Source organism: Halomonas sp. ND22Bw (assembly GCF_003011945.1).
Taxonomy (GTDB): domain Bacteria; phylum Pseudomonadota; class Gammaproteobacteria; order Pseudomonadales; family Halomonadaceae; genus Halomonas; species Halomonas halophila.
Genome location: NZ_PXWD01000006.1, coordinates 85,008 through 98,906 on the forward strand (window position 1 = coordinate 85,008; position 13,899 = coordinate 98,906).

The following is a 13,899-nucleotide window of genomic DNA, read 5'->3' on the forward strand; positions in this document are numbered from 1 at the left end:
TACCTTTGTTGAAAATCATTCGCGTTGTTATGAGCAAAGGAGAATCCCTGCCAGCCGTTGCGCGTTTGGCAACGCGGCGTACGAGGACGTGGGCGAACGAATATGGAAGAATGTGAATGATAAAAATTCCTATTCACTAAAAGCCGGCCCAGCGGCCGGTGGGATCTTCAGGAGTCGCAACCGATGTCGTTTCCCTCTTCCCGCACCGTCCTTGCCACGCTGATCGCCGGCCTGGCGGCGTCTACCGCCGCGGCCCAGGAAACGGCCCGGCTCGACGATGTGGTGGTGACCGCCGCCGGGTACGAGCAGCAGGTCCAGGATGCCCCGGCCTCGATCAGCGTGATCACCCGCGAGGAGCTGGAAGGCCGCGCCTACCGGGACATCACCGATGCGCTGCGCAACGTGCCGGGCGTGACCGTCACCGGCGGCGGGTCGTCCCAGGACATCAGCATCCGCGGCATGGGCGCCAAGTACACCCTGCTGCTGGTCGACGGCAAGCGCCAGGGCTCGCGTGAGACGCGGCCCAACAGCGATGGCCCGGGCATCGAGCAGGGCTGGATGCCGCCGCTGTCGGCCATCGAGCGCATCGAGGTGATCCGCGGGCCGATGTCGTCGCTGTACGGCTCCGATGCGCTGGGCGGGGTGATCAACGTCATCACCCGCAAGGTGCCGCAGGAGTGGGGCGGCGAGGTCTCGACCGGCATGACGCTCCAGCAGGACTCCGCCTCCGGTGACGAGCACAACAGCCGCTTCTACGTGGCCGGTCCGCTGGTGGCCGAGCGGCTCGGCCTGCAGGTCTACGGGCAATATGACCAGCGCGACGAGGACGCCATCATCGGCGGCTACGCCGACCAGCGCCTGGCCAGCGGCACCGCGAAGCTGACCTGGACCCCCGACGACATCAACGAGATCGGCCTTGAAGCAGGCTACAGCGAGCAGCGTCGGATCACCAATCCCGGTGAGTCCGTGGCACTGGTGGGGCGTCGGGGGCCGAACGAGCGCTCCGAGCAGCATTACGACCGCCGCCACTTCGCGCTGAGCCACGACGGCTACTTCGACTTCGGCAGCACCGAGAGCTACGTGCAGCACGAGGAGGTCGACAACCCCTCGCGCGACATGAACTACCGGAGCACCGTGGCGGACACCAAGGCGGTACTGCCGCTGGGCGCCCATATCCTGACCCTGGGCGGCCAGTACGAGAAGCAGCGTCTGGAGGACGGCGGCAACGAATCCGCGACGTCCAGCCTGAGCGAGCTGGAACGCTATCGCTGGGCGCTGTACGCCGAGGACGAATGGATGCTGACCGAGGACGTCTCGCTGACCGGCGGCGTGCGCCTCAACGAGGACGAGAAGTACGGCAGCCACTGGTCGCCGCGCCTCTATGGCGTCTGGCACCTGGATGATCGCTGGACCCTGAAGGGCGGCGTTTCCTCGGGCTTCCGGGCGCCGGATCTGCGTGCCACCAACGCCGACTGGGTCCAGGTCAGCCGTGGCGGCAACATCTACGGCAACCCGGACCTGGAGGCGGAAACCTCGCTCAGCCAGGAACTGGGGCTGCACTACGCCGGTGACAACGGCCTGCTGGCCGGCCTGACCGTCTTCCATACCGACTTCGAGGACAAGATCACCCGCGTGGCCTGTCCGACCTCCGTGTGCACCGAAGGGGCCAACCAGTTCGGCTCCGATCCGACCTACCGGCTCAATGTCGACGAGGCGGTCACCCGAGGTGTCGAATTCTCGCTGTCCACGCCGCTGGCCGACAACCTGGACCTGAGCACCAGCTACACCTACACCGACTCCGAGCAGAAGACCGGCGAATACAAGGGCGAGCCGCTGAACCAGCTGCCCAAGCATCAGGTCACGGCGTCGCTGGACTGGCAGGCCACCGAGCGCCTGAGCCAGTGGACGCGCCTGACCTATCGCGGCGAGGAGAGCCAGCCCACGACCGGCCCGTCCCGGGATGCCATCGTCGCCCCGTCCTACACCTTCGTCGACGCCGGCCTCGGGTATCAGCTGACGCCGCAGACCACCCTCAACGCCGGCCTCTACAACCTCTTCGACGAGGACATCACCGAGGAAGAGTACGGCTACGTCGAGGACGGTCGTCGCCTGTGGCTGGGCATCAACGTCGAATTCTGATCGCCGCCACCGAGCAGGACACCACGCCGCGGCCGGGCACTCCGCCCGGTCGCGGTCGAAGATGGGCAATTCACGGATGAACCACAGGAGAGCATGATGACGAACGGATGGTTACGCACCGCGGTGATGGTCGGCGCCTGCGCCGCCCCGATGATGGTCCAGGCCCATGACGTCGAGGGCGAGGCGCACGGTCCCGCCGTGGTCAGCTTCGACTGGGGCGCCGCGGACACCCTGGCGGCGCTGGGGCTCGAGGAGCACCTGGTCGGCGTGCCGCATCAGGCGGCCCCGGCCTATGTGTCGGCCCTGGTGGAAGGCCGCGCCGACGTGGGCGGGCTCAAGTCGCCGGACCTCGAGGCGATCGCCGGCCTCGCGCCGGAGCTGATCCTGATTACCGGCCGCCAGTCGGCGTCACAGGAGGACCTCGAGGCGCTGGCCGAGACCCGCGACGTCACCCTCGCCGAAGGCGACTACTTCGCCGCCCTGAGCGACAAGGTGCAGGCTCTGGCCGCGCCCTACGGCGCCGAGCAGCAGGCCAGCGAGCGTCTGGCGGCGCTTGAGGCCGAGATCGAGGCGGCCCGCGCGGCCCTGGCCGACGACCTCGAGGCGGTGGTGGTGACCCACAACGACGGTGGCTACTCGCTGCGCCAGGAGCTGGTGATCGGCGAGCTGCTGGGCATCGACCAGCCGGGCGTGCCGGCCTCGGTGGAGCCGGTGAGCCATGGCAGCCGCACCTTCACCCCGCTGGCCCCGGCCGATATCGCCGCGATGGCCCCGGACGCGCTGTTCGTGGTCGACCGCAGCGCGGCCATCGGCGACACCCCGCTGGACCTCGCCGACCTGCAGGCGGCGCTGGCCGAGGCGGGGGGAGAGACGATCGGCGTGACGGTGCTGACACCGGACCTGTGGTATCTCTCCGGCGACGGCCTGCAGAGCGTCCACGCCCAGCTGGGCGAAGTCGTCGACAGCCTCTAGTTCCGCTTCCTGCGCTCCTGCTTCGGCATCGGTTGCCGTTGCGAAGCGTCGAACGCGACGTTGCGGTGCGCAGGGCTGAGAACTGGTTTGAGATTCATTATCATCGGCAATCATTCGCATGACCGGGCGCGTCAGCGCCCGGCAAGCCCAGGAGCTTCCATGTCAGTTTCCCTGCCCAAGGCCTCGACCCTGATCGGCGCCTGCCTGGTGGCGGCTTTCGCCGCCGCGGTCACGCCGGCCCAGGCGCGCATGCTGGATACCGCCCACGGCGAGATCGAGGTCCCCGACGCGCCCGAGCGCGTGGTCACGCTCTATGAAGGCGCCCTGGACACCGCCCTGGCGGCCGGCGTGATGCCGGTGGGCGCCGTCACCACCCGCGGCGGCGACGACGTGGCCCGCTACATCGAGCCGCACCTCGGCGATCAGCGCCCGGCGATCGTCGGCGTGGTGCGCGAGATCAACATGGAAGCGGTGGTGGGCGAGCGCCCGGACCTGATCCTGGCCGGGCCGCGCCTGCCCGATGCCCAGTACCGGCTGCTGTCGCGCATCGCGCCCACCGTGGTGCCGCAGAGCCCGGGCATCACGCCCGACGCCTGGAAGGTCGAGGGTCGCCAGTTCGGCGAGGCCCTGGGCCGCGAGGACGCGGTGAACGCGGCCATCGATCACGTCGAGGCGCGCACCGCCGAGCTGCGCGAGACTCTGGGGGGCGCCGAGGCCCGGACCGCGAATCTGGTGCGCTGGATGCCCCAGGGCCCGCTGGTGATGTCCGATCAGCTGTTCTCCAGCGGCATGCTGGAAGCCGTCGGCCTGGACGTGGCCTCCAGCGGTCTGGTCAACGACGGCGGTGTGCACAGCGATCCGCTGAGCCTGGAGAACCTGTCACGGCTGCAGGGCGACTGGCTGTTCCTCGCCACCCTCAACGAGGAAGGTGACGACGCCCTGGCCGCGGCCAAGGATTCCCCGGCCTTCGCCCGCCTGCCGGTGGTCGAGAACGGCCAGGTGGTGCCGGTGGACGGTCAGCTGTGGACCAGCGCCAACGGCCCGCTGGCCGCCGAGGCCATCCTCGACGATATCGAAGCGGCGCTCGTGCCCTGATGTCGAAGGCAGCCACCGTCAAGATCGAGCCCCGCCCATCGGCGGGGCTTTCCCGTGTCATGCTGATGCTTTCCGGGCTGCTGGCGCTGGCGGTCCTGGCCAGCCTGCTGTGGGGCGCCGGCGAGGTCGGCCCTGGTCGTGCCCTGGCGGTGCTCGCCGGCCACGGCGACGGCGAGGCGCGCTTCGTGGTCGAGACCCTGCGCCTGCCGCGGACCCTGATCGGCATTGCCGTGGGGCTGTCCCTGGGCGTGGCCGGGGCGCTGCTGCAGGCGGTGTCGCGCAATCCGCTGGCCGAGCCCGGGCTGCTCGGCGTCAGCGCCGGGGCGGCCTTCGCCGTGGCCGTGGCGCTGTGGCTGGGCGCCAGTGCGGCGACCCTGCGCGTGGCCGTGGCCCAGATCGGGGCCCTGGTCGGCTGCTTCGCGGTGATGAGCGTGGTGCGGCTGCGCGGCCTGGGCGACGATCCGGTGCGCCTGGTGCTGGCCGGCGCCGCCTTCTCGGCGCTGCTGGCCTCGCTGACCTCGCTGCTGCTGCTGTTCGATCAGCGCACCGCCGACGAGATCCGTTTCTGGGTGGTCGGCAGCCTGGCCGGCCGCCGCCTCGACGACCTGGCCGCCGTGCTGCCGAGCCTGGGGCTGGCGCTGGTCGTCACCGCAATGATCGCCCGGCCCCTGGCGGCGCTGGCGCTGGGCGAGCGGGTCGCCTCCGGGCTCGGCCATCGCCCCGGCCGGGTGAGGGCCCTGGTGGTGATCGCCGTGGCGCTGCTGGTCGGTGCCGCCACCGCCATTGCCGGGCCGATCGCCTTCGTCGGACTGGTGGTGCCCTTCGCGGCGCGCGCCCTGGCCGGTCCCGATATTCGTCGCACCCTGTGGCTGTGCCTGCCGCTGGGCCCGCTGATGGTGCTCACCGCGGACGTGGTCTCGCGGCTGGTGGTGGCGCCGTCGGAGCTGCCGCTGGGCGTGCTCACCGCCCTGGTCGGCGCCCCGGTGCTGGTCGCCGTGGTGCGCGCCCGTCGACTGCCGACCCTGTGAGCCGGAGACCGTCATGTCCGATACCCTGCTGATGCCTTCCCGCGCCGACGCCCCGCGCCTCGAGGCGGGCGCCGCCGAGCGCATCGCGCCGCCGCCCGGCTACTGGCGCCTGGCACGGGGCGAACGCCATCTGCTGGTCGAGCGCCGCGCACTGCTCGTCGGCCTGCTGCTGCTGGGGTTGCTGGCGGCAGCCTCGCTGGCCTATCTGTGCCTGGGCCAGCAGTCGCTGTCGCCCGCCGACGCCTGGGCGGCGCTGCGCGGAGAGGGCGATCCGCTGGCCGGTTTCCTGGTGCAGGAACTGCGTTTCCCCAGGCTGCTGGCGGCCTGGCTGACCGGGGCGGCGCTGGCCCTGGCCGGCTGCCTGATGCAGACCCTGGCCCGCAACCGCCTGGCCACCCCCGGCATCATCGGCATCGACAACGGTGCCACCGCCTTCGCCGTGGCTTCGGTGGTGGGGCTTGGCGTGTCGCTGGCGCCGCCGGCCATGGCGCTGGTCGGTGCCGCCACCGCCGCGGCCGTCACCTTCGGGGTGGCCACCGGCGGTGACACCCGCGGCTATCGCTTCATCGTCGCCGGCATCGGCGTCGGCGCGGTGTTCGGCGCGATCACCCAGCTGCTGCTGGCGCGGGTGGACATCGATACTGCCAACCAGGCCTACCCGTGGACCGTGGGCACCCTGAATGCCCGTCCGGGCGGCGCCGTGGCGGTGCTGGGCATCGGCCTGGCGATCGGCTGGCCGCTGGCCATGGCGTTGGCCCGCTCGCTGTCGCTGATGCGCTTCAGCGATGCCGTGGCCCGCGGGCTCGGCGTCGGGCTGCGCCGCCGGCGCGCCCAGATTCTCGGGCTGTCGGTGCTGTTGACCGCGCTGGCGGTGGCGGTGGCCGGGCCGGTGGGCATGGTCGGGCTGATCGGCCCGGAGATCGCCCGCTCGTTGTCCACGTCGCGGGGCGTGCCGCTGGTCGCCTCGGCCCTGGCCGGCGCCCTGGTGATGGTGCTGGCCGACCTGACCGGCCGGCTGCTGCTGGCCCCCATCGAACTGCCGGTGGGCATCGTCACCGCAGTGGTCGGCGGCCCCTGGCTGCTGTGGATCCTGATGCGTCCCGCCAATAGGAGAGTTTCATGAACGCCCCGCAACGCCTGCAGGCCGAGGCGCTGAGCCTGAGCCACGGCCGCCGAACGGTCATCGCGGACCTGGCCGTCGCGCTGCCGCCGGGCAAGGTGACCGCCATCGTCGGCCCCAATGGCTGCGGCAAGTCGACCCTGCTGGCCGGCCTGGCGCGGTTGCACGCGCCGGACGCGGGCGCGGTGCTGCTCGACGGCCAGGACATCCAGCGGCTGCCGGCCAGGGAGCTGGCGCGGCGCCTGGCGCTGCTGCCCCAGGAGGCCACGGCGCCGGAGGGGCTGACCGTGGGTGACCTGATCCGCTTCGGCCGCCAGCCGCACCAGGGCTGGCTGCGCCAGTGGTCCGGCGACGACCAGCGCGCGGTGGAGGCGGCGGTGGCTGCGGCGGGGCTGGAGGCGCTGGCGGATCGGCCGCTGGAGGCGCTCTCCGGCGGCCAGCGCCAGCGCGCCTGGATTGCCATGACCATCGCCCAGCAGACGCCGCTGCTGCTGCTCGACGAGCCGACCTCGGCGCTGGACCTGGGCCATCAGCTGGAGGTCTTCGAGCTGGTCCGGCGCCTGGCCGCCGACGGCCGCACCCTGGCGCTGGTGCTGCATGACCTGGCCAGCGCCTGCCGCTATGCCGATCACCTGGTGGCCATGCGCGACGGGCGCATCGTCGCCCAGGGCGCGCCCGCCGAGGTGGTCACCGAGGCGCTGGTGCGCGAGCTCTACGGCGTGACCTGCACCCTGGTGCCCGATCCGGCCACCGGCACGCCGATCCTGACCGACCTGCGTCGGGCCTGAACGCGATACGCCCCGGCAGGGCCGGGGCGTATGGGCGCGTGACGGCGTGTCGCCGAGACGGGTTTATTCGGCGGCCTTCTGGGCGCTCTCGCCGGCGTTCTGCAGGGCCTGGCCGATGCGGTCCAGGGCGGTGGACGCGCCTTCCTGGGTGGTTTCCCAGGCACTGGCGGCGCCTTCCCGGGTATCGGCCCAGGCGTCACGCATGCTCTCGCGGGCTTGGTTCCACCAGCCATCGGTGTATTCGGGCTGGTCGCGCAGGCTGGCGGCGTCGAGGCTCAGGGTGACGCGGTATTCGATGTCCTCGATGCGCTCGCCGTGGCGGGTCTCGACCTTGAACTGGTCGGCCTCGACCACGTACTGCTTCTCGTTGAGGTCAAGCAGGCTACCGGAGTCGATGACCAGGGCGCGCAGGCGCATGTCGTCGTCGAGCAGCACGTCTTCCACTTCACCGATCGAGCGCTCGGGATCCTCCTGGGTATAGACGTCGGCATCCAGCAGCTCGTCGGCGGAGTAGAGACCCTGGGGCGCGGCCGAGGCCGTGGCGCTGACGGTCAGGCCAGTGGCGAGCAGGGCGGCGGTGATACTCGTCTTGCGCAGGGAATCGCGGGTCATGGCGTCTCTCCTTGAGTCGGTGTCCATGTGGCCGTCTTGCGTCGACGACACCCATTAGTGTCGTCTGATGTCCATGAGTTTCAAGTCGTCGTGTAACAGTGTGTGAGACGCGACGCTTTTACCTCGGCGTGGCCGGGGTGTTATATCTGCGGGGGCGGCACACCGGGAGGGACGAGGATGCGGATGCGATGGATGAGCATGGGGCTTGCCATGGCCCTGGGGAGCGGGCCGCTGCAGGCGGCGGAGCCGCTGGAGACGGTGGTGACCATCGGCATGCTCGGCGATGTCGCCGAGCGGGTCGGTGGCGAGTGCGTCGAGGTCACGGCGCTGATGGGGCCGGGGGTGGACCCGCACCTCTTCCAGGCCAGCGCCCGGGACGTGGCGACCCTGCAGCATGCCGAGACCATCCTCTATTCGGGGTACAAGTTGGAAGGCCAGCTCGGCGACGTGCTGGAACGCTTCGCCGAGATCACGACGACCGTGGCGGTCTCGCCCGCCGCCATCGGCGAGGACGCGCTGATTCGGGTGCAGGATGCCTACGGCATTGATCCCCACCTGTGGATGGACGTGTCGCTGTGGGCGCAGACCCTGCCGGTGCTGGCCGAGACCTTCGCCGAGGCGCGCCCCGAGTGCGCGGCGACGATACGGGCCAACGCCGAGGCCTATGGCCGCGAGCTCGCCGCCCTGCACGACTGGATCGCGGCGAGCGTCGCCTCCATTCCCGAGCAGCAGCGCATCCTGGTCACCGCCCATGACGCCTTCAACTATTACGGCCGGGCCTATGGCATCGAGGTCGCCGGCATCCAGGGCATCAGCACCGAGACCGAGACCGGCGTGGCCGATATCCGGGCCATGACCGAGGCGGTGGTGACCCGTGGGGTGCCGGCGGTGTTCGTCGAGAGCACCATCAATCCCCGCACCGTTCAGGCGGTGATCGACGCCGCCCGCCAGCGCGGTCAGGAGGTCTCGATCGGTGCCCAGCTGTACGCCGATGCCATGGGCGAGGCGGGAACCGCGGAGGGCACCTACATCGGCATGCTGCATGCCAACACCCGGCACATCGTCGAGGCGCTCGGCGGCACCCCGGCACCGCTGCCCGAGGCGCTGGCCGACTGGGCCGCCCGCTGGGAGATTCCCGCCCCCTGATCCTTCCTTCCACGCATCTCACGCATCTCACGCATCGAATAGGCCCACCATGACGCAGCCGCTGCATGAACCCGATCTCGCCCTGCACGTCGAGGACCTGACGGTCAGCTACCACAGCAAGCCGGTGCTGTGGGACATCGACTTCGACGTGCCGCCCGGGGTGATGGCCGGTATCGTCGGTCCCAACGGGGCCGGCAAGAGCACGCTGATCAAGAGCGTGCTGGGGCTGGTGCCCTCGGTGGCCGGCCACGTGCGGCTGTTCGGCCTGCCCTACAAGTCGCATCGCCGCCGCGTGGGCTACGTGCCGCAGCGCTCCAGCGTCGACTGGGACTTTCCCACCACCGCCCTGGACGTGGTCACCATGGGGCTCTACGGCCGGCTGGGCTGGCTCCGGCGTCCTGGCCGGCGCGAGCGCCGGGAGGCCATGTCGGCGCTGGAGCAGGTCGGCATGGGCGACCTCGCCGGACGCCAGATCAGCCAGCTCTCCGGTGGCCAGCAGCAGCGGGTGTTCCTGGCCCGGGCGCTGGTCCAGCAGGCCGACGTCTATTTCCTCGACGAGCCCATGGCCGGGGTCGACGCCACCACCGAGCGCGCCATCGTCGACATCCTTCGTCGGCTGCGCGACCAGGGCAAGACGCTGATCGTGGTGCACCATGACCTGCAGACGGTGTGCAGCTACTTCGACTGGCTGCTGCTGCTCAACGTGCGGGTCATCGCCCAGGGGCCGGTGCGCGAGGTCTATACCGCCGACAACCTGCGCCGCGCCTACGGTGGCCAGATCGCGCTGCTCGATGAAGCCGGCATGCTGGCCGGGGAGGGCGACGCCTCGTGATGGCCTCGCTGCTGAGCCTGTTGAACGACTACACCCTGCAGAATGTCATGGCCGGCGCCGCCCTGCTGGGTCTGATCAGCGGCGTGCTGGGCTGCTTCGCGGTGCTGCGTCGCCAGAGCCTGCTCGGCGACACCATGTCCCACGCGGCGCTGCCCGGGGTCTGCCTGGGCTTCATCATCGCCGGTGGTCGCCATCTGGGCAGCATCCTGACCGGCGCGCTGGTGACCGGCGCCCTGGCGGCGCTGACGATGCTGCTGCTGACGCGCCTCAGCCGGCTCAAGACGGACGCCGCCCTGGGCATCGCCCTGAGCGTCTTCTTCGCTCTCGGGGTGGTGCTGCTGACCCATATCCAGGGCATGAACAACGCGTCCCAGGGCGGCCTCAACGCCTTCCTGTTCGGCCAGGCGGCGGCCACCCTGCGCGCCGACGTGTGGATCATGGCCGGCATCACCGCGATCGCCCTGGCGCTGGTGGCGGTGCTGTGGAAGGAGTTCAAGCTGGTGACCTTCGACACCGAGTTTGCCGCTTCCCTGGGGATGCCGGTGGTCTGGCTCGAGGCGCTGCTGACGATGATGGTCGCGCTCGCGGTGGTGGTCGGCCTGCAGATGGTCGGGGTGGTGCTGATGGCGGCCATGATCATCGCCCCGGCGGTGGCGGCCCGGCAGTGGAGCCGGCGTCTCGAGGGCATGGTGACGCTGGCCGCGCTCATCGGCGTGGCCGGTGGCGTGCTGGGCGCGCTGCTGAGTGCCCTGTCGCGTGGCCTGGCCACCGGACCGCTGATCATTCTCAGCGTCTCCGCCGTGGTGCTGCTGTCGATCGCCCTGGCGCCGGGGCGCGGCCTGGCATGGGAGGCACTGCGGCTGTGGCGGGGGCGTCGACGCCTGCGTCAGCAGCAGGTGCTGACCACCCTCTACGGGCTCGCCGCTCGCCACGAGGATCCGGTGTTCCGCTCCGAGCAGGGGCTGATCGACAGCTACCACGGGCTGCGCACCCGTACCGCGCTGCGCAAGCTCGAGCGTCGCGGCCTGGTCGAATGGGGCGAGGCGCCGCCGGGAGAGCCGGGGCCGTCGCGGCGCTGGCTGCTGACGCCGGCGGGGCGTGCCGAGGCCGAGCGGGTGCTGGCCTCGCTGTACGAGGAGGGCGCCTAATGCTGGCTGCGCTGTTCGACAATCCCGCGGCGATGATCATGCTGGTGGGCGCCCTGGTGGGCATCGCCTCGACCCTGGTGGGCACCTTCCTGGTGCTGCGCGGCAACAGCATGCTCTCGGACGCCATCGGCCACGCCATCGTGTTCGGCATCGTCATCGTGTGGCTGGTGACCCACCAGCAGAGCGGGCCGCTGCAGCTCCTCGGTGCCGCGCTGACGGGGCTGCTCACGGTGGTGCTCACCGAACTGCTGGTCAGCACCCGGCGGGTCAAGCAGGACGCCGCCATCGGCCTGGTGTTTCCGGTGCTGTTCTCGATCGGCGTGCTGCTGCTCAATCTGTATGCCCGGGACGTGCACATCGACACCCATACCGTGCTGCTCGGCGAGATCGGCTTCGTGTGGCTCGATACCGTCACCCTGGGCGAGTATCGGGTGCCCCAGGCGCTGCTCTCGATGGGCGCCATGACGCTGCTCAACGCCGCCTTCGTCGGCTGTTTCTTCAAGGAGCTCAAGCTGGCCACCTTCGACGAGGGGCTGGCCCGGGCCCTGGGGCTGGCCCCGGGGCTGTTGTTCCATGGTCTGCTGCTGCTGACCAGCGGCACCGCGGTGGCGGCCTTCGACGCTGTGGGGGCGGTGCTGTTCGTGGCCTTCGTCATCGTGCCGCCGGCCACGGCCTATCTGCTGACCGACCGGCTGTGGCTGATGTTCGTCTACGGCATCCTGGTCTCGATCCTGTCCAGCATCTCGGGCTATGTCCTGGCGGTGGCCTGGGACGTCTCGATCGGCGGCATGATGGCGGTGATGACCGGCGCGTTCCTGCTGGTGGCCTTCCTGGCCGGTCCACGTTACGGAGTGGTCGCCCAGTGGTTCCGGCGTCGCGGCCAGCGGCGCCTCAACGAGATCCGCACCCTGGCCGTACACCTCTACAACCACGAGGGCAGCCCCGAGCAGCACGAGGAGAACGTCGCCCGGGCGCTGCGCGAGCACCTGCTGTGGGACGATGCCAAGGCGCGCCGGGTGGTGGCGCGCAGCCGCGAGCAGGCGCTGATCGAGCGCAACGGCGAAGCGCTGCATCTGACCCCGGGCGGCCGCGAGCTGGCCCGGGAGATCCTCGAGCCGGGGCGTCGGTCCGCGGACGGCCAGGGATAGGCGGCGCTTAGGCCTCGCCCGGTGGGAGGGGCTCGACCGAGACGGCGCGCCAGACGGGGCTCGGCGTGGCGCCGTCGCCCTCGAGGTCGGCGCAGGTGTCTAGGCGCACCACGGTGTCGATCCGGCAGCGCACGACCAGCCGGCCGGCGTGGACGCCGTCTTGCCAGTCGAACGTCAGCCGGCGGGCCTCGTCGTCGCCGTCCTCGGTCGCGAGGCGTGGCATCGCGACCCGCTCCCGGGCCTCGAGCCACCCCAGCGCGGCGTGCTGGGCGCACTGCTGCACCGGCGACAGGTGGCCGTCGCCGCGGTAGCAGGGCAGGTAGGGCCGTCCCCGGGCCTCGGCTTCGAGCAGCGGCAGCGCGTCGGCCTCGGTGATGCGCCCGTACTTGCGCAGCGCGGGGAACAGGATGGCGCTGGCGGCCAGCCGGCAGCCGCCCAGGTGGCTGCTCTCCCAGACCTCGAACGGCAGCTCGTGGGCGTCTACCGCCGCGGCGAGCGCCTTGTAGGCGGCGAAGCCGAACTTGGCGCAGCACTTGTCCTTCTTGCCGTGGGTACAGCACAGGAGCAGCGCGCCCGAAGGCGCCTCGCTCTCCCAACGGGCCAGCGATTCGCCGTTGTCGAAGGCGGCGAGAAACGCCGGCAGTGCCTCGCGCTCGACCTCGAAGCCGCGGTTCTCGGGCATCAGGTAGAGGCGATGGCGGTGGCTGGGGTGCCCGCGGCGGTGGATCAGGTTGACCCGGCGGCCGGCCTCGGCCAGGGCATCGAGCCGGGCCACGATCTCCTCCGGCATGTCGCTGGCATGGCGCAGGTTGCGCTGCCACTTGGCGCTCGGCCAGCTGAGCAGCAGATTGCGCTCGGCGTGGGTGGCGGTGCCGGCCAGAGGGTCGTTGACGGCGGCGCTCTCGACCGCGCAGAAGCGCCGGCTCATGCGCTGACTTCGCGCTGGGCGTCGCGACGCGAGCGGGCCAGGGGCGACTGGAGCGGCACGCAGATCGGGCCGCCGCCCCGGGGATCGTCGATGACGTGGGCGTCGAGGTCGAAGACCCGCTTCAGGTTCTCGGCGGTGAATATCTCGACGGGTGTGCCTCGTCGTTCGATGCGCCCGTCGCGCATCATCACCAGTTCGTCGGCATAGGCCGCCGCCAGGTTGAGGTCGTGCAGCACCACCAGCAGGGTGCGGCCCTGATCGTGGGCCAGCGCCACCAGCAGCTCCAGCAGCTCGACCTGGACCTTGAGGTCGAGGAAGGTGGTGGGCTCGTCGAGCAGGATCAGATCCGTCTCCTGAGCCAGCACCATGGCGATCCAGCAGCGCTGGCGCTGGCCGCCTGAGAGGGCGTCGACGCTGCGCTCGGCGAAGTCCGTGACGCCGGCGTAGGCCATCGCCTCGTGCACCGCGCGGGCGTCGCCCTTGGCGTCCTGGCGCCACAGCCGCTGATGGGGGAAGCGGCCCATGGCCACGAGCTGGCGGACCGTGAGGCCCTCCGGGGCATCCGGCCCCTGGGGCAGGATCCCCAGGCGCTGGGCCACGTCCCGGGTGCGGCGACGGTGGATGTCCTGGCCGTCGAGGCAGACCCGGCCGCCGTCCGGCGTCAGGGTCCGCGCCAGGGTCTTCAGCAGCGTCGACTTGCCACAGCCGTTGGGGCCGAGCAGCACCGTCAGCTTGCCCTCGGCCACCGCCAGGTCGACGCCGTCCAGCACGGGGCGGGCGTCGTAGCCGGCGCGCAGGGCTTCGCCCGTCAGGCGGGCCGTCGGGGCGGCGATCTTGGACATGGGCAGGCGTCGATCCGAGCTGGAGGAAGGCAGGGCAAGGTAAGACAAAACATTCTCATTTTCAATGTCTGCCGGGCCGGCGACCGAGGCCGTGTCGGCCC

13 protein-coding genes are annotated in these 13,899 nt (G+C 70.9%); 10 read left to right on the plus strand and 3 right to left on the minus strand.

The features are described from left to right. Positions 1-183 precede the first annotated feature (183 nt). From CVH10_RS09595 to CVH10_RS09620, 6 genes are all read left to right on the plus strand, one after another. Complete coding sequence (locus tag CVH10_RS09595; RefSeq protein WP_106488519.1) at positions 184-2,139, plus strand: ligand-gated channel protein; 1,956 nt, start codon at positions 184-186, stop codon at positions 2,137-2,139. Between the two features lie 93 nt (positions 2,140-2,232). After that, a complete protein-coding gene (locus CVH10_RS09600; protein WP_106488520.1) occupies positions 2,233-3,111 on the plus strand; it encodes an ABC transporter substrate-binding protein in 879 nt (292 codons plus the stop codon). Positions 3,112-3,270: 159 nt separating this feature from the next. Next, positions 3,271-4,206 carry an iron-siderophore ABC transporter substrate-binding protein gene (locus CVH10_RS09605; protein ID WP_035592856.1) on the plus strand — a complete coding sequence of 312 codons (936 nt, stop codon included), beginning with the start codon at positions 3,271-3,273 and terminating at the stop codon, positions 4,204-4,206. A 59-nt stretch (positions 4,207-4,265) separates the two neighbouring features. After that, positions 4,266-5,234 carry an iron ABC transporter permease gene (locus CVH10_RS09610; RefSeq protein ID WP_106488521.1) on the plus strand — a complete coding sequence of 323 codons (969 nt, stop codon included), beginning with the start codon at positions 4,266-4,268 and terminating at the stop codon, positions 5,232-5,234. Positions 5,235-5,247: 13 nt separating this feature from the next. Beyond that, positions 5,248-6,357, plus strand: coding sequence for an iron chelate uptake ABC transporter family permease subunit (locus CVH10_RS09615; RefSeq protein WP_235207397.1), 1,110 nt, complete (start codon positions 5,248-5,250; stop codon positions 6,355-6,357). After that, entirely contained in the window at positions 6,354-7,142 is a 789-nt protein-coding gene (locus tag CVH10_RS09620; RefSeq protein WP_035592858.1) for an ABC transporter ATP-binding protein, read from the plus strand. Before CVH10_RS09615 ends, CVH10_RS09620 begins: the two co-directional genes overlap by 4 nt. A 63-nt stretch (positions 7,143-7,205) precedes the next feature. Here CVH10_RS09620 and CVH10_RS09625 read toward each other — a convergent pair whose 3' ends face one another. Then, positions 7,206-7,754, minus strand: coding sequence for a PRC-barrel domain-containing protein (locus CVH10_RS09625; RefSeq protein WP_035592859.1), 549 nt, complete (start codon positions 7,752-7,754; stop codon positions 7,206-7,208). Positions 7,755-7,931: 177 nt separating this feature from the next. Between CVH10_RS09625 and CVH10_RS09630 the strand changes: the two genes are divergently transcribed. From CVH10_RS09630 to CVH10_RS09645, 4 genes are read left to right on the plus strand one after another with little or no spacing between them, the layout of a single operon-like run. Then, entirely contained in the window at positions 7,932-8,900 is a 969-nt protein-coding gene (locus CVH10_RS09630) for a metal ABC transporter solute-binding protein, Zn/Mn family (RefSeq protein ID WP_369335764.1), read from the plus strand. 49 nt (positions 8,901-8,949) lie between these two features. Next, positions 8,950-9,732: a metal ABC transporter ATP-binding protein gene (locus CVH10_RS09635; RefSeq protein ID WP_106488522.1), complete on the plus strand. Its 783-nt coding sequence runs from the start codon at positions 8,950-8,952 to the stop codon at positions 9,730-9,732. Beyond that, complete coding sequence (locus CVH10_RS09640; protein ID WP_106488523.1) at positions 9,732-10,880, plus strand: iron chelate uptake ABC transporter family permease subunit; 1,149 nt, start codon at positions 9,732-9,734, stop codon at positions 10,878-10,880. Before CVH10_RS09635 ends, CVH10_RS09640 begins: the two co-directional genes overlap by 1 nt. After that, entirely contained in the window at positions 10,880-12,028 is a 1,149-nt protein-coding gene (locus CVH10_RS09645) for a metal ABC transporter permease (protein WP_106488524.1), read from the plus strand. Before CVH10_RS09640 ends, CVH10_RS09645 begins: the two co-directional genes overlap by 1 nt. A 7-nt stretch (positions 12,029-12,035) precedes the next feature. Here the strand turns inward: CVH10_RS09645 and CVH10_RS09650 are convergent, their stop codons facing one another. Beyond that, positions 12,036-12,956, minus strand: coding sequence for a sucrase ferredoxin (locus CVH10_RS09650; protein ID WP_106488525.1), 921 nt, complete (start codon positions 12,954-12,956; stop codon positions 12,036-12,038). Further along, a complete protein-coding gene (locus CVH10_RS09655; RefSeq protein ID WP_106488526.1) occupies positions 12,953-13,798 on the minus strand; it encodes an ABC transporter ATP-binding protein in 846 nt (281 codons plus the stop codon). The genes CVH10_RS09650 and CVH10_RS09655 overlap by 4 nt, the downstream gene beginning before the upstream one ends. Between the last annotated feature and the right edge of the window lie 101 nt (positions 13,799-13,899).